Source organism: Formosa undariae, assembly GCF_042427615.1.
Taxonomy (GTDB): domain Bacteria; phylum Bacteroidota; class Bacteroidia; order Flavobacteriales; family Flavobacteriaceae; genus Formosa; species Formosa undariae.
Genome location: NZ_JBHMEZ010000013.1, coordinates 1 through 14679, shown reverse-complemented (window position 1 = coordinate 14679; position 14679 = coordinate 1). Strand labels below are relative to the sequence as shown.

The window sequence follows — 14679 nt, the reverse complement described above, 5'->3', positions numbered from 1 at the left end:
AATAGTCCGTATTAAAATGGGGAATCAAACGTCGGGCTGAACGTGTTTCAATATCTCATTATGCGCAATCTAATTTCATCCACCAGCAAATGGAGGTAACAACGCGATTTCATCTTGAAACTGAAGTGTGATATCTTCAGAATCTTGAATTAATTTCTGATTTAAAGCCACATTAAAAGATTCTGGAGTAAACTGATATTTTACATTTAAATCTTCTAGCAATTCAGCTAGTGTAATGGCTTTAGAGTCGTATTGCTCTTCATTACATTTTGTGTGTTCGGCAAGCATGCCAAAATATTTTATTGTAATCATCTGCCTATTCTTTTTTAGAAACTAAACCTTCTGTGATTTTGTTCATCTCGTCTACTTTATTCTGAAAATCACCTTTTAAGGTTTTTCTATACACGTTTAAATTTTGTACCATTTCGGTAATGTTTTCAGGAATGATTTCCTCAAAAAGCTGACGTAATCTTTTAGCTGTTGTTGGCGATTTTCCGTTAGTAGAAATCGCTATTTTCACATGGCCTTTAGTCACAACGCCTCCTAAATAGAAGTCGCATTGGTCAGGCGTATCAGCAATATTTACAAGTAAATGCTTTGCTTTCGCTTCTTTATTAATCTGTAAATTAACATCTAAATTATCGGTGCATCCAATCACAAAATGGCGCTTCTCTAAATCTGAAATATCATAGGCTTTTTGGATTAAATTCACATTAGGATGTTGATCTGCTAAGGTTTTTAATTCCTCTAAAAAATCGAGAGATATTACATCTACTATGGCATTCGGACTCGATTTTAATAAAAAACTTAATTTCTCTAAACCTACATTTCCGCCTCCAACAATAAGGACGTCCAATTGGTTAACTTTTAAAAATATAGGGTATAATTCGTTGCGTTCCATGTTATGCTGTTATAGGTTCTATGTCTAAATTTTGATATATAAAATCGTCTTCCATAAATTGCTCGTTATAATACGTAAGTAAACTTTTATGACCGTTTACAACCTCTCCAATAATGATAATTGCAGGAGACGATAATTGTTTTTCTTTTACTAAATCTACGATGGTGTCAATGGTTCCAATCGCTTGCTGTGCTTCTTTTTTTGTGCCGTTTTGAATAATGGCTACAGGCATATCTCCGCGGTTATTCAATTTGTAAATATCTGCAATTTCCGAGAGTTTAGACATGCCCATTAAAATAATGACAGTCGCTGTAGATTGTGCGGCTAGTTTAACATCGCTAGACAATGCACGACTTGATGTCGTTCCTGTAATTACCCAAAAACTTTCTGATACGGTGCGCTGTGTAACGGGGATTCCTACAGAAGCAGGTACGGCGATTGCTGAGGTGATTCCAGGAATAATAGCTGTTTTAATTCCGAAACGTTCTAGGTAATCGGTTTCTTCTTTACCACGACCAAATACAAACGGATCGCCACCTTTAAGTCTTACAATCTTTCCGTATTTCTTAGCATAACTCACTAACAAATCGTTAATCTGATCTTGGGTATAACTGTGGTTGCCTTTGCGTTTTCCAATATATAGTTTCACGGCATTTGGCGCGTGATCTAAAATGTCTTCATTTACCAAAGCATCGTATAATACGGCTTTAGCTTTTTTTAGTGCTTTTACGGCTTTTAAAGTCAGTAAATCAGGATCTCCAGGGCCCGCGCCAACAAGTGTTACTTTCGGTTGAATGTCTGTGTCTTTCATGGTCTGCTTTGTATTAAGGTTCGTAATTCGTCTTTGGTGTTTATATTGTAAAGGGCCTCGAAATCTCTTGAAGCCACTTGTATACGATGATAGGTTGAGGCTTGAATTAAGCTCATCAATTTTAAATGATTTTGCTGAATAGCGTCTTCAAACTTTTGAAGATTATTCACGCTATACATGCCTATTAAAGGATAATCTCTTGTGCTATCACTTACAAAAGCAATGTTCGAATTAATCACTTTCGAATTGATTAAATAGCGGTTTATAATGTGTGTCGATATCATAGGAATATCGCAACTTAATATTAAGTTTTGTTGGGTATTTGTATGCGTTAAAGCGGTATGAATTCCGCCAACTGGCCCTTTATTTTTATGAATATCTGCTAGTAACGGATAATTATAAATACTGTAATCTGTATTTTCTGTAATAAGGTATATCTGATTAGAAATGGGTTTTACTGCCTCTAAAATCCATTCAATAAACGGTTTATTATTAAACATAACCAAGCCTTTTTCTGTTTGCATTCTGGAACTTTTTCCGCCGCAAAGAATATAGATTGATATGTGTTTTTGTGTCTGCATTAAAACATGAATAATTTAAACGATGCCAATATTAAAACGAACGATAACATATACGTCAGTTTTACATTCGAGAACTTCTGACTCCCATAATAAGCGCCTGCTGTCCCGCCAATTAAAGCAAAAGGAATAAGATAGAAGGATTCTGTTGGGAAACTTTCATGTTTCAACAAAAAGCCTATAATACCAGCAATGGAGTTCACAAATATAAATAGGGCAGAAACCGCTGCCGATTCTTTTGTTGTTCCCCAAGCCAATAGTAAAATTATCGGACTCAAAATAATACCGCCACCAATTCCAATCATGCCAGAGAATAGCCCGATACCACATCCAATTAATAAAGCTAACGGAATCTGTACTGCTTTTTTATGGTACTGTTCTTTACCAAACACCCCTAAAATTCTCAAGACTGCAATCACTAAAAACACCCCTAAAATCTGTTTATATAGCGTGGTGTTTATGGTGAAATAGCCACCAAGAAATGCCGCTGGAATAGATGTGATTGCAAACGGATAAAATAGGTTCCAATTAAAATGTTTATTCTTTTTAAAGTACCAAAACGAAATCCCACTCACAAAAATATTCAGCAATAAAGCAGTGGGTTTAATCACTAAAATCGGAAACGAAAATAATGCCATTAAAGCCAAATAACCACTCGCACCACCATGACCAACCGAGGCATACAAAAAAGAAATGCATACCAGAATTAGGGCAAATACTATGAATATATTAGTACTAAGAAATTCCATTAGACAGTGGCTTATATTCGTTGTTTAAAAAAGTTTCACATTTTGTATTTAGGTGTTCAAATTGGGTGATGAGTTGTTTTCCGTAAGGTGTTAATTTAGAACTACCGCCAGATTTACCTCCAATAGATTTTACAAGTAAAGGCTCTTCGGCTAACTGTTCCATATCGTTTAATAAATTCCATGCCTTTTTATAAGACATCTTAAGGGCTTTGGCGGCTGCTGTTATCGAGTGCTCAGAATCTACTTTTTTAAGGAGTTCTATTTTTCCATAACCTATAAACGGTTTCCCGTCTTTTTCAATCCAAATACGACTTTTAATTTCCATAGCTCTCCAAATTTATACAGGTTACTATATCTTGTTTTTTAATGATTTCAACATCTTCTGGAACCATTAATAAAACATTACTGGTTGCGAAAGTATTGAGCATCGAGGATTGCTGACTAGGTAAAATACTAACCGTACCGTCTTTTAAGCAGGCTTTTAAAAACAACGTTTTTCCAGATGTATTTTTAAATTCGGTATCACTCTTAGCTTGTATTCTTGGTAAGTGATAATCACTATATCCAGAACATTTTTTAAGTAATGGCAGCACATATACATAAAAACAGCTTAATGCAGATGCCGGATTACCTGGAAGTGCAAATACAAATTGTTGATCTTTTTTTCCAAACCAAAGAGGTTTTCCTGGCTTCTGATTGATCTTGTAAAATAACTCATCCACATCATTCTTACCTAAAGCTTCTTTTACAAAGTCGTAATCACCAACCGATATGCCTCCCGAAATTAAAAGGACGTCGCTGTACGCTAACGCGTTTTTTATGCTCTTTTTTGTCGCCTTTAAGGTGTCTTTGGTATGAAACACTTTAACATGTTTAATCCCAAAACGGTGTAATGCCATTTTTAACATTACAGAATTACTTTCGTAAATAGCACCTTCTTTTAAAGGTTTGCCTTGCTTTTGTAATTCGTTCCCTGTAACCAAAATCGAAACCTTTGGTGTTTTAAAAACAGCTACAGTTTTTATGCCTAAGCCAGCTAAAAAACCTATAGCAGCTTCATTTAATTTTAGTCCTTTTTTTAATACTAGATCGCCAGTGCTTACTTGTTCGCCAACAGGTCTTACATTGCTCCCTTTATTAGGCATTTTTGTAATAGTTATGCTATTGTCTTGTTTGGTAACATGTTCTTGCATAACCACGGTATCGGCATCATCAGGAACTTTCGCTCCAGTAAAAATACGTACTGCTTCAAATGCTTGCAATGGTATGTGTTTTGCATCTCCTGCTTGAGCTTCTTCTGTTACTGTATAATGGGTGCTATCACTCCAAATTATCGCATAACCATCCATAGCCGATTGTCTAAAAGACGGCATATTAATAGGGGCAGATATGTCTTCAGCTAGTATATAACCTAGGCTTTTGGCGATCTTCACCTTTTTTATATGTTCTGCGACTACTGTGCCGTCTATAATATGTAATGCGTGTTCTACTGGAATCATTTTTAAAAGCGTTATGTCTGGTCGAATATAACGAAATAAAGCATTCAAAATACATAAACTAAGTATTTTTACGTAGTTTTTAAGTATTTGTTCTTTTTTTATTAATTATCCAAAGAAGTATGGGGTTTATTGCAAAAGGTGTTTTCGAATTACAATGAGAATGGAATGAGTTAACATATCAAAACACTACATTGTAATTTTAATCTTTCAAAATGTGATGTATGAAATCCTATCCGTTGTCGGTAATTATAATGCTTTGTGTAGCGCTTTTACTGGTAGATGTAGCGACATTTTATTGGTTACAATCGCTAATAAAAAGTATTCCAGCGGCAGGTGTAAGATTAATCATAAATGCCGTATTTATTTTAATATCTATCAGTCTAGTTAGTGCTATTCTTGTATTAAAAGTCCGATTAGATCATATCGATATTAAAAAGAAGCAACGTCTCATCTCTTCGTTTTACGGAATTACAGTGGCGTCGTTTGTGCCAAAAATCATTTTTGTCATTTTTATTAGTGGGTTCGCTTTAACCAATCGTGTGTTTAGTGATACCGAGTCGGTTTGGATTGTGCCTATTTTAGGACTAGTGACTTGGTTATTGCCATTTACTGCCATTTTATATGCCGTTTTTAAGGCGGTATATCATTTTAAGACCTATCACATTACAGTAAAACATGATGAGTTGCCAGAAGCTTTTGATGGTTTAAAAGTGGTGCATATATCAGATTTGCATTTGGGAAGCTTAAACTATCGCTATAAGGTATTAGATAGAGCAATTCAGATTATAAATAACTTGAAACCCGACGTGGTTTGTTTTACAGGAGATTTGGTAAACAATTATGCTTGGGAATTAAAAGGTTGGGAGGAATCGTTTTTGAAGTTATCTCCTGACATTAAGAAATACGCCGTTTTAGGAAATCACGATTATGGCGATTATAGTGTGTGGCATTCCGAAGACGACAAACAAGAGAATTTAGAACTATTGAAACGTTTTTACGACAACATTCATTTTAAATTATTACTGAATGAATGGGATGTTATTAGTGAAAACGGTGAAAATTTATATATAGTAGGTGTCGAGAATTGGGGCATTCCGCCATTTAAACAATATGGCGATTTAGAGAAGAGCATCTCGGGATTGCAGCCCGCCGACTTTAAAGTGCTTATGTCTCACGATCCTACACATTGGAGTGAAGAAGTGGTAACCAATACCAATATAGCACTTACACTGGCTGGACATACACATGGTATGCAAGCTGGGCTTCGTATAAAAAATAAGGCATGGAGTCCGATAAAATATAAATATAAGCATTGGGCAGGATTGTATAAAGAGACTAACCAATATTTATATGTGACTCGCGGGTTAGGATGGTTAGGATTTCCTGGCCGTTTGGGAATGCGACCTGAAATTACATTATTAACACTAAAAAAAGAGTGAACGAAAACACGTTTAAATTGTAGTACTTAAATAAATAATATTAACTTATAAAAACATTAAAATATGGACATTATGGGAGTTTTAGCAGAAGATAATAAACAATTGACTTTAATTTATAGTTCGGAAAGTTCTGTAGGAAAACAAACCTTGGCGTATGCAAATGCATCGGATAAGAAATTGTTATCGATAGATATTTCAAAAACAAAAGTAACAGGGACACAATGGGCAGAAATAGCGTCTAAATTAGGCTTGAAAATTGGAGATTTAGTAGATCAGGAGCATCCTAATTATGTTAAAAATTTTGGAGATAAAGGCGCGATTTTGAGTTCGGAAGATTGGATTAAAATCCTTCAAAACCAGCCAGAAGTTTTAAAAGGCTGTATCGTTATTAACGGTAAAAAAAGTTTAATCATTACAAATCCGTCAGATCTGGTAAAACACCTAGGGATAGAAGGGGAAGATGTTAAAAACTAAAGCAGAAATAAGTCATGCTGCATTTATTTCATAATTTCATAACAGCATTAAGATCATAAAAAAACCAGTATTAATCTAAATTAAACTTAGATTAATACTGGTTTTTTTTTGCCCCATTTAAGCCGTTTTTATGGCAAGCCCATCTAAAAATGAATTTAACTTAGCAAGGTCGTTTTCATTAATATATTCGGGGTTTATTTTAAGCGTTTTGGTTTCAGATTTTAAAATGTAGTTTGTTGGGGACTTTGTAACTGCTACGATGTCGCTAATATTCATATGTTTTGGAAATGGAGCATATCTAGAAATGACTTGATCCGTAATAGTTATATAGGCTAGTTTGTGTTCTAAAAAGTAAAGTCCAAATTGTGATACACCAAGTGTAAGCCAGCCATAATCTACCCATCTTAAACTATAATCAGGATTGAATATAAACTTTGAGAACACAAGGGCAAACCAAACAAACCCATAAATAAGATTTCTGTAGTGTTTCTTTTTCTTGTAAAATTTCTGAACCATTTTATGTTTTTTTAATATTAGATTATTTGTTAAGTACGTAATAGTTCTTGTATACCCGACGCAGTGATAGAAATGAATACAGAATTAAAAACGTGAGCACAGCATTTGATTTTTGAAATAAACTGACTTTAAACACGTCGGTCACAGCGATTATAATTAGAAATGAACTAAGGATCCAAAGCGCGGTGAAAAGGATAACTACTTTTTTTGTTGGGTATTTTATTTCAGTATCTGATTTAGAAGCCATAGTGTTAGGTGTTTAGGTGTTCAATTTTACTCAGATTTTTCTAACTGACCAATTTGCTCAGCATCGGCATTAATATCCATACTGACTTTTATTACTAACTTCTGATTTTTTGTGTTGTGCGTTGTACCAGGTTTCGGACTCCCATCAAACTCTTGAGGCTTTAATTTAAAGATGGCTCCCGTTATGGGATCTACGATAAGTCCAATTAATCCGCCAAACGCAATGTTTCCAATGTACCACGCATTAAACTTTTTATCCAGCCGTGTTTCGTATGGCTTATAACCGTCTAATTTAAGTACGACGCGATAGTCCTGATTTCTTTTTAGATTTTTCTGAACAGGTGTTTTGCCTATTTCAGCACCGTTAATATAAACTATGGCAGAGCTTGGGTCCGAATTAATCTCCACTTGTTGTCGTGATCCTGAAATGATTGTGGCGCAGCTGGAAAGCAATAACACAAATAAGAGTAAGGTCGATTTGTAAATAATTTTCATTAGTTTTTTTAAAATAGTAATCCAGTTATCTGAGACAATGTTTATGTCTCTCATAGTTCCGTGAAATTATACCCTAAAACTAATACAATTTGGTGTAATTCTTTTGTCGAACAACAGTATTTATATGTGTTTTATGGGGAGAGAAGATGTGATGTCTTTTTTCTTGTTTTTTAACCCTGAACTTTGGTTATTGTTAGCGCTAGTATGCACTAGTGCTGTCAACCTATAAATCCTGTATGGTCAATATTTAAGACAGTATCATTATCTTGAAAGGTTCTTGTGCCTGAGTATGTATAGTATAGTCTATTTTTTTTCTGTTCATAGCTTTATAATACATTAAATTATAATTTAATAGTATGGCTTCTTGTGGAAGACTATGAGGGGATAGCAGGTGCTATCGCTAGTGAGGGGGATTACTTAACTTTTCTATCAGCTCTTTTAGTTCTATATAATCCGGGGCATCTAAAATATCATACTCATTTATTGTTGCAAGTAAAATTGCGTTTCGACATTCTTCAATTCGTCTTAATACTGGAAAAACAATACTTTTACCGTGATTTATATATTTCTTCATATCACTTGCAGAAGTAGGAATTTTATATCCATCTCTACTACTTGCGATTAGAATTCCATTGTCTCTTAAATTACCAACTACGTTAGAGCTAAATCGTTCTTTGGTTAATGGACTTTTTCTGTTAACACTAATGTGTCGAACAAATTCTGCTGATGTAGTAAATTTTCTTGGGTGATTAGATTGATGGTATAGGAGTAATAATTTTAGAAAATTTATTCTATCAAGATTGTCTGTTGTATTACCAGTTGTTTTATCTATATAATCAAAAACTCTATTTAAACCCAGAGTTGCAATTGTTTCGTCATATTCACTAAAAGTTGCTTTTTCACTAAAATCTTCAATTTTATACTTTTTAGGAAAGTGATTAAGACTATGTAATTTGTCTTTGATTAATTCTAAGAACTCAGGCGATTTATCTGATTTTTTAAGTTCGTCAAAAATGTATCCTAGGGTGCCGGCCATCATATCTGCTAATTGAACTCCTAGGTCATTATGACTTTTTTGGATTTGAAAATCAGAACCGGCAAATAGATTTCTTATGTGATTTTTTTCAACATATTTCTTAAAACTTCTCATGAAATCATTTCCTCCGTGTTCGTCAACTTTTAACTCAAGTTGTGGGAATGTTCTATAGAGTTCCTTGTATAAAATTCCATTTAAGTATTTGTAAAATGATTGTTTATATTTAAATCCTTCTCCAAATAACTTCTTTTTGTCTATTACTACTGCGTAAACAGAAAAATTTATTTTTTGGAGTTCTTTTAAAATTAATATCCTCCGAATATGATTCTTTGATACTTTACTAGATTTAATCTCTCCCGTTTGAAAAAATTGTTTTCTTATTTTTTCTAGCTGAATTTTAATTACTTCTAATTCGTCTTGATTTATAATTACGCTTGCAATTATGAAATGACTACCTTGAGTACCAAAATCAAAAGAATTATTACCAAATTCGTCTGCAAATGCAATTACTTTCTTCATGTTTTTAAATTAACTCCCAACTCCCATCATACCAAAACAAACCCAAGTCCATCCAAGTCAAGAAGCTATTATAAAAATTAATCCACCTAAAATACCATAATTCTTCCACTTCCTATTACTGAAAACCGTAAAACCATAACATTAATTTAGAAGTGGGGATTGGCGTGCTATAAGTAGATAATCAGTTAGTTATTTCGATGTTATTGTATTAAAACATTTAAAATTTTAAGAGTATAAAAAAAGAAACCGTCTCTAAAGACGGTTTTTAATTATTGTCAAATTATGTAGTATTAGCTCGTGCAACGCTTACAGTTGCTAGCCACTAGTTTTTATGCAATTAAGCTTATACTAATCATGATATTCCAAAACATACTAAAGATTATAGATGGTCCGATTGATTTAGATTTAAAATATAAAATTCCAGATATTATGCCGCCAAATAATGCCAAATAGAATAAATGCCAATCTTGTTTTATTAAATCCAGTATTAAATTTGCGTAAGGTGCATGAATTGAAGCAAACAATAGTGACGTCAATAAAATGGCTACAACTGTATTCGTTTTTTTCTGTAAATTGTTCTGAATATAACCTCTAAAAAACAATTCTTCTCCTATAGGAATCATCAGAACAGTAGCAATTATATTTATATTCGTGAATTTTGCCTTTGCCAAGCCATCAATACTGTAGGCAATTTGGTATTCAGTTCCGAATATTAAATTATAAATCCAATTTAAAGGTGTTTGCATAAATACAAATGACATTCCTAATATTAGAGCGCATAGATACCATTTTAGATGCGTTTTTTTAATCAGGTTTTTAAAAGTCCGATTTCGTATAAAATAAATAAAAATCAAAACTCCGGTTAATTGTAGAATCCCTTGAATTAAATGGTAATAGGTATAAGAGTTTTCAAATCCGATCTTTTCGCCTATTATAAACCTAACGCCGATAAGTTGAATGCCTATGAAATAGAGTAGAGTAGCCAAAATAGCTTTTGGAATGGTTATTAATTCGCTTTTCATCATAATAGATTTTTTAGTTTATACCTAACTCCTAGCATACCAAACAAACCTAAGTATATACAAGCCAAGACGTTCTTATTAAAATTAACCCACGTAAATTAATAAAATTCTCCCACTTCTCATCACAGGAAAGCCATAATCATGCGAATTAATTTAAAAATAGGGTGTAGGGTGCCTATATTCAAGAAATCAGAGACTTTGTAAATCTGAGAGGTGAAGAGAATAAATGCGAATAGGACAGTAATGCGCAGTGTTATAGCGCTACGCTGAGGTCGGTTATGCCAAATCTAATGCAATTTCAATCATGTCTTTAAACGTGGTTTCGCGTTCTTTTGCAGTGGTGCGTTCACCCGTAACCAAAGAATCTGAAATGGTAAGGATGGCCAAGGCATTAACTTTGTGTTTAGCAGCTACGGTATATAAACCGGCGGCTTCCATTTCTACGCATAACACGCCAAAATCTGCCCATTTTTTATAGGAGTCGAAATCGTCTGCGTAAAACTCGTCGCTAGACAGTACATTTCCAGCTTTAATGGCAATCTGTTTGTCTTTGGCACGTGTTACTGCTTTTTGAAACAAGTCGAAACTTGCTGTAGGTGCATAATCGGCACCATGAAAGCGGGTTTTATTAATCCCAGACGAAGAGGCTGCCATGGCTAACACTATATCTCTAATCTTTATATCTTTCTGGTAAGAGCCTGCACTACCCACGCGGATTAAATTTTTAACCCCAAAATCTTTAATAAGCTCGGTAGCATAAATAGATATACTGGGGATGCCCATACCTGTTCCCATAACCGAAATACGTTTGCCTTTATAGGTTCCGGTATATCCAAACATATTTCTAACGGTGTTAAAGCAAACCGGGTTTTCTAGGTAATGTTCTGCGATCCATTTGGCTCGTAAGGGGTCTCCGGGTAATAGGATGGTTTCTGCTATTGCTCCTTTTTTGGCATCGATATGTAAACTCATGGGGTAATCATTTAATTAGATAAACTAAATAGTACTGGGAATTAGTGTTGGGCGTTATTGGCTTCTACAATTGCAACTCCAGAAGAAGTCCCAATGCGGTTTGCGCCAGCTTCAATAAATTGTAATGCCGTTTCCAGATCTCTAATGCCTCCAGAGGCTTTTACTTTCGCTTTGCCTTCGGCGGTTTTTTTCATTAATGTTACAGCTTCAATTGTAGCACCACTAGCCGAAAAGCCTGTCGATGTTTTTATAAAATCGGCTTTCGCCTTAATGCTAAGTTGTGTGGCTTTCATGATTTGGAAATCGGATAACTCGCTAATCTCAAAAATGACTTTTAAAGGTACGTTACCCATGCAGGCTTTTACCGCTTTAATGTCTTCGTAAACCATTTCAAAATCATTACTTTTTAACATGCCTACTTGTAAAACCATATCTATTTCTTCAGCACCTTGGTCTATCGCCATTTTTGTTTCAAATACTTTAGTTTCGGTACGCACAGCGCCTAATGGGAATCCGATAGTCGCGCAGACCTTAACGTCGCTGTCTTTTAATAATTGCTTAGCGTATGGTACAAAAAAGCTATTGACGCAAACCGAGAAAAACTTGTATTTGATGGCTTCTTCACACAAATTTTTTATCTCTTTTTTTGTTGCTGAAGATTTTAAAAGGGTATGATCTATATATTTGGCGATATCCATAATTCCAATATTTTAATGCGATTTATTCTAGTAAAAATACAACGAAGCAAAGTGAATTGAAACTATTTAGCCGAATAAATATGGAAGTATATTCATTTTTACAATGAAATCGATATAGTAGGAGGTCGGTTTTAATGTGTTGAGCCTTGCAAGGTGCCGAAGTCGTAAAACTTAAACGGTAGACTGCAAATATGGGCGTTATGCTATACGTGTTTAAAAGTCATTGACTGATTCTAAAACGGCCTCACATATTGTATTTTTAAAAATGATTTTAGGAACACTACAAAAGGAATAGTATCGGGTGTTGGCTACTTTTGAGTTTGGATTGAGAAGCTATAAACACGAAATGAATTCGGTTTGAATAATTGGAGGATAAAATAACGTCTATTGAGTAACTTTTTTGCTTGGTGTTCCAAAATGATGTACAATATCTATAAAAGGCGAAAGAGACATGCCTCCTGGATTTAAACCGAGTTGTTCTTCAGGAATATCGTAATCTAGATTCCTGAAATATACTTCCCAAATGGCATAAGTTTCATCTGTTTCTGGCGATTTAAACGTCATGGGTTGTTCTTTAAAAATCGCTTTATCGTTATTAGCAGACTTAAATGCCAAGTGAATCAATTCGGAACAATAGTATTTGTCGTTATCAATATCAAAATACGGATCGTAGGCTGCATCCATTTTACTCTGAATAAAGCTTATGGTTTTAGGAATTAAGTGGTTTAATTCAGGCTTTAATCGGCCAACAATCACTTTTGGGTTTTTATGAGCATCTAAACTTCTATTTAAAAAAGAATCAATCGGAGTTAATACTACACCTGCCGAAATGGCTTCCATGACTTTTAAATCGCCATTTTCACTTTTTATAACCAATCCAACATGCGAGAAATTGTAATTGTCTATGCCTTGTGTAACTGCTTCAATAGCGTCACAAAAGGGGCCGCAATCTACATCCTGAAATAATAAATCCCCTTCTTTTGTAGGGAACTCTGGTGTGTTTTTGCAACTGTATATTAGTAAAATAGGGAGTAAGAGACTTAAAATATAGTAGTTGTTTTTCATAAGGTCTGAGGCATTGACACAAAAGTAAGGAAGAAATTCTATAAATAAGAAACAGATTACCAATCTGTTCGGAAAATAAAGCACTTTTTTTATCTTCGCAGCATGAAAGCAATCGAAAGTTACATTCGCGATATTAACGATTTTCCGAAACCTGGAATCGTATTTAAAGATTTAACCCCTTTATTAAATAGTCCAGAGGCGACAAAATTATGTTTACAAGAACTATTGGCGCAAGTAGATGGACAGCACGTCGATAAAGTTGTTGGAATGGAAGCTAGAGGCTTTTTCTTCGGGACATTAATGGCACAAGCCTTAAACGCAGGATTTATTCCAGTACGAAAATCAGGGAAATTACCTTACGAAACCATTTCTGAAACTTATGCTTTAGAATATGGAAGCGATGTTTTAGAAATTCATGTCGATGCCATTAAGCCAGGAGACCGGGTGTTAATTCACGACGATGTTTTAGCAACTGGCGGAACAGCAGCTGCAGTTTGTAAACTGGTAGAACGTTTAGGTGGCGTTATTGTGCAATGCAATTTTATTATGGAACTTAGTTTTTTAAATGGTAAAGACCGTTTAAGAGCGCATGCCGTGCGCTCGGTGCTTACTTATTAGTATTTAAATAGTAATAAATCGTCTCCGCTCGAATACGATTTAAATAGCAACGATTAAACTTTTAGCTTCTCTTCTAGATTATATGTACAACTAATGAAAACACCATGTTTTTATGGTGTTCGAGCGGAGTCGAGAACGGAAAATAGGCTTTATAAACCTAGCGTTTTTTGTTTAGTTCACATTTTTAGAATTTAAATATAAGAGCTCATGAATCTCTTTAAATCGATTTGTTTTTAGGTAATTCAAAAAAGAAATAGGGATTTGGTTATTTTATAAATCCGCATGGGTGATTCTCGTCTCCACTTGAATATTGTTTAAGTTTCAGTGATTAAACTTTAAGCTTCTCTTCTAGATTATATGTACAACAATGAAAACAATATGTTTTTAAGGTGTTCGAGCGGAGTCGAGAACGGAAAATAGGCTTTATAAACCTAGCGTTTTTTGTTTAGTTCACGTTTTTATAATTTAAAAATAAGTGCTCATGAATCTCTTTAAATCGATTTGTTTTTAGGTAATTCAAAAAAGAAATAGGGATTTGGTTATTTTATAAATCCGCATGGGTGATTCTCGACGCCACTTGAATATTGTTTAAGTTTCAGTGATTAAACTTTTAGCTTCTCTTCTAGATTATATATACAACAATGAAAACACCATGTTTTTAGGGTGTTCGAGCGGAGTCGAGAACGGAAAATAGGCTTTATAAACCTAGCGTTTTTTGTTTAGTTCACATTTTTAGAATTTAAATATAAGAGCTCATGAATCTCTTTAAATCGATTTGTTTTTAGGTAATTCAAAAAAGAAATAGGGATTTGGTTATTTTATAAATCCGCATGGGTAATTCTCAGCGCCACTTGAATATTGTTTAAGTTTCAGTGATTAAACTTTTAGCTTCTCTTCTAGATTATATGTACAACAATGAAAACACCATATTTTTAGGGTGTTCGAGCGGAGTCGAGAACGGAAAATAGGCTTTATAAACCTAGCGTTTTTTGTTTAGTTCACGTTTTTATAATTTAAAAATAAGTGCTCATGAATCTCTTT

The 14679-nt window shown here is 34.2% G+C and carries 17 protein-coding genes; 3 read left to right on the top strand and 14 right to left on the bottom strand.

The features are described from left to right. Positions 1 to 75: 75 nt before the first annotated feature. The 7 genes from ACFFVB_RS14685 to ACFFVB_RS14655 are packed head-to-tail and all read right to left on the bottom strand — an operon-like array spanning position 76 to position 4538. Complete coding sequence (locus ACFFVB_RS14685; RefSeq protein ID WP_382383920.1) at positions 76 to 312, bottom strand: MoaD/ThiS family protein; 237 nt, start codon at positions 310 to 312, stop codon at positions 76 to 78. A gap of 4 nt (positions 313 to 316) precedes the next feature. Then, positions 317 to 901: a precorrin-2 dehydrogenase/sirohydrochlorin ferrochelatase family protein gene (locus tag ACFFVB_RS14680; RefSeq protein WP_382383918.1), complete on the bottom strand. Its 585-nt coding sequence runs from the start codon at positions 899 to 901 to the stop codon at positions 317 to 319. Between the two features lies 1 nt (position 902). Next, entirely contained in the window at positions 903 to 1712 is an 810-nt protein-coding gene (gene cobA / locus ACFFVB_RS14675; RefSeq protein WP_382383916.1) for a uroporphyrinogen-III C-methyltransferase, read from the bottom strand. Continuing rightward, positions 1709 to 2293: a molybdenum cofactor guanylyltransferase gene (locus tag ACFFVB_RS14670; RefSeq protein WP_382383914.1), complete on the bottom strand. Its 585-nt coding sequence runs from the start codon at positions 2291 to 2293 to the stop codon at positions 1709 to 1711. Before ACFFVB_RS14670 ends, cobA begins: the two co-directional genes overlap by 4 nt. Beyond that, the gene (locus ACFFVB_RS14665) at positions 2293 to 3039 is read right to left on the bottom strand and encodes a sulfite exporter TauE/SafE family protein (protein WP_382383912.1); all 747 of its coding nucleotides are present in this window, start codon (positions 3037 to 3039) and stop codon (positions 2293 to 2295) included. The genes ACFFVB_RS14670 and ACFFVB_RS14665 overlap by 1 nt, the downstream gene beginning before the upstream one ends. Next, a complete protein-coding gene (locus ACFFVB_RS14660; protein WP_382383910.1) occupies positions 3026 to 3364 on the bottom strand; it encodes a winged helix-turn-helix domain-containing protein in 339 nt (112 codons plus the stop codon). Before ACFFVB_RS14660 ends, ACFFVB_RS14665 begins: the two co-directional genes overlap by 14 nt. Further along, positions 3354 to 4538 carry a molybdopterin molybdotransferase MoeA gene (locus ACFFVB_RS14655; RefSeq protein WP_382383908.1) on the bottom strand — a complete coding sequence of 395 codons (1185 nt, stop codon included), beginning with the start codon at positions 4536 to 4538 and terminating at the stop codon, positions 3354 to 3356. The genes ACFFVB_RS14660 and ACFFVB_RS14655 overlap by 11 nt, the downstream gene beginning before the upstream one ends. Before the next feature lie 221 nt (positions 4539 to 4759). Here ACFFVB_RS14655 and ACFFVB_RS14650 point away from each other — a divergent pair, with 221 nt between their 5' ends. Then, on the top strand, positions 4760 to 5977 hold the full coding sequence (locus ACFFVB_RS14650; protein ID WP_382383906.1) for a metallophosphoesterase: 1218 nt from the start codon (positions 4760 to 4762) through the stop codon (positions 5975 to 5977). A 72-nt stretch (positions 5978 to 6049) separates the two neighbouring features. Next, on the top strand, positions 6050 to 6451 hold the full coding sequence (locus tag ACFFVB_RS14645; protein ID WP_382383904.1) for a thioredoxin domain-containing protein: 402 nt from the start codon (positions 6050 to 6052) through the stop codon (positions 6449 to 6451). A gap of 117 nt (positions 6452 to 6568) precedes the next feature. Here ACFFVB_RS14645 and ACFFVB_RS14640 read toward each other — a convergent pair whose 3' ends face one another. The 7 genes from ACFFVB_RS14640 to ACFFVB_RS14610 all read right to left on the bottom strand — a co-directional run bounded on the left by ACFFVB_RS14640 (position 6569) and on the right by ACFFVB_RS14610 (position 13020). After that, positions 6569 to 6967, bottom strand: a complete 399-nt coding sequence (locus ACFFVB_RS14640) for a hypothetical protein (RefSeq protein WP_382383902.1) — start codon at positions 6965 to 6967, stop codon at positions 6569 to 6571. A 273-nt stretch (positions 6968 to 7240) separates the two neighbouring features. Continuing rightward, complete coding sequence (locus ACFFVB_RS14635) at positions 7241 to 7708, bottom strand: PEGA domain-containing protein (protein WP_382383900.1); 468 nt, start codon at positions 7706 to 7708, stop codon at positions 7241 to 7243. A 400-nt stretch (positions 7709 to 8108) separates the two neighbouring features. After that, positions 8109 to 9263, bottom strand: coding sequence for a DUF3800 domain-containing protein (locus tag ACFFVB_RS14630; RefSeq protein WP_382383898.1), 1155 nt, complete (start codon positions 9261 to 9263; stop codon positions 8109 to 8111). Between the two features lie 329 nt (positions 9264 to 9592). After that, positions 9593 to 10288: a CPBP family intramembrane glutamic endopeptidase gene (locus ACFFVB_RS14625; protein ID WP_382383896.1), complete on the bottom strand. Its 696-nt coding sequence runs from the start codon at positions 10286 to 10288 to the stop codon at positions 9593 to 9595. A gap of 273 nt (positions 10289 to 10561) precedes the next feature. Continuing rightward, positions 10562 to 11257: a purine-nucleoside phosphorylase gene (deoD, locus tag ACFFVB_RS14620; protein ID WP_382383895.1), complete on the bottom strand. Its 696-nt coding sequence runs from the start codon at positions 11255 to 11257 to the stop codon at positions 10562 to 10564. A gap of 41 nt (positions 11258 to 11298) precedes the next feature. Beyond that, the gene (deoC, locus tag ACFFVB_RS14615) at positions 11299 to 11955 is read right to left on the bottom strand and encodes a deoxyribose-phosphate aldolase (protein ID WP_382383894.1); all 657 of its coding nucleotides are present in this window, start codon (positions 11953 to 11955) and stop codon (positions 11299 to 11301) included. 384 nt (positions 11956 to 12339) lie between these two features. Continuing rightward, on the bottom strand, positions 12340 to 13020 hold the full coding sequence (locus ACFFVB_RS14610; RefSeq protein WP_382383892.1) for a YiiX/YebB-like N1pC/P60 family cysteine hydrolase: 681 nt from the start codon (positions 13018 to 13020) through the stop codon (positions 12340 to 12342). Between the two features lie 102 nt (positions 13021 to 13122). Here ACFFVB_RS14610 and ACFFVB_RS14605 point away from each other — a divergent pair, with 102 nt between their 5' ends. Continuing rightward, a complete protein-coding gene (locus ACFFVB_RS14605) occupies positions 13123 to 13638 on the top strand; it encodes an adenine phosphoribosyltransferase (protein ID WP_382383891.1) in 516 nt (171 codons plus the stop codon). Positions 13639 to 14679 lie beyond the last annotated feature (1041 nt).

What these genes read in the sequence shown, in the direction of transcription:
- ACFFVB_RS14655 (WP_382383908.1), bottom strand. Translation starts at nt 4,538, where the DNA reads ATGATTCCAGTAGAACACGCATTACATATTATAGACGGCACAGTAGTC.
- ACFFVB_RS14665 (WP_382383912.1), bottom strand. Translation starts at nt 3,039, where the DNA reads ATGGAATTTCTTAGTACTAATATATTCATAGTATTTGCCCTAATTCTG.
- deoD (WP_382383895.1), bottom strand. Translation starts at nt 11,257, where the DNA reads ATGAGTTTACATATCGATGCCAAAAAAGGAGCAATAGCAGAAACCATC.
- ACFFVB_RS14635 (WP_382383900.1), bottom strand. Translation starts at nt 7,708, where the DNA reads ATGAAAATTATTTACAAATCGACCTTACTCTTATTTGTGTTATTGCTT.
- ACFFVB_RS14640 (WP_382383902.1), bottom strand. Translation starts at nt 6,967, where the DNA reads ATGGTTCAGAAATTTTACAAGAAAAAGAAACACTACAGAAATCTTATT.
- cobA (WP_382383916.1), bottom strand. Translation starts at nt 1,712, where the DNA reads ATGAAAGACACAGACATTCAACCGAAAGTAACACTTGTTGGCGCGGGC.
- ACFFVB_RS14685 (WP_382383920.1), bottom strand. Translation starts at nt 312, where the DNA reads ATGATTACAATAAAATATTTTGGCATGCTTGCCGAACACACAAAATGT.
- ACFFVB_RS14610 (WP_382383892.1), bottom strand. Translation starts at nt 13,020, where the DNA reads ATGAAAAACAACTACTATATTTTAAGTCTCTTACTCCCTATTTTACTA.
- ACFFVB_RS14605 (WP_382383891.1), top strand. Translation starts at nt 13,123, where the DNA reads ATGAAAGCAATCGAAAGTTACATTCGCGATATTAACGATTTTCCGAAA.
- ACFFVB_RS14625 (WP_382383896.1), bottom strand. Translation starts at nt 10,288, where the DNA reads ATGATGAAAAGCGAATTAATAACCATTCCAAAAGCTATTTTGGCTACT.
- ACFFVB_RS14670 (WP_382383914.1), bottom strand. Translation starts at nt 2,293, where the DNA reads ATGCAGACACAAAAACACATATCAATCTATATTCTTTGCGGCGGAAAA.
- ACFFVB_RS14660 (WP_382383910.1), bottom strand. Translation starts at nt 3,364, where the DNA reads ATGGAAATTAAAAGTCGTATTTGGATTGAAAAAGACGGGAAACCGTTT.
- deoC (WP_382383894.1), bottom strand. Translation starts at nt 11,955, where the DNA reads ATGGATATCGCCAAATATATAGATCATACCCTTTTAAAATCTTCAGCA.
- ACFFVB_RS14680 (WP_382383918.1), bottom strand. Translation starts at nt 901, where the DNA reads ATGGAACGCAACGAATTATACCCTATATTTTTAAAAGTTAACCAATTG.
- ACFFVB_RS14630 (WP_382383898.1), bottom strand. Translation starts at nt 9,263, where the DNA reads ATGAAGAAAGTAATTGCATTTGCAGACGAATTTGGTAATAATTCTTTT.
- ACFFVB_RS14645 (WP_382383904.1), top strand. Translation starts at nt 6,050, where the DNA reads ATGGGAGTTTTAGCAGAAGATAATAAACAATTGACTTTAATTTATAGT.
- ACFFVB_RS14650 (WP_382383906.1), top strand. Translation starts at nt 4,760, where the DNA reads ATGAAATCCTATCCGTTGTCGGTAATTATAATGCTTTGTGTAGCGCTT.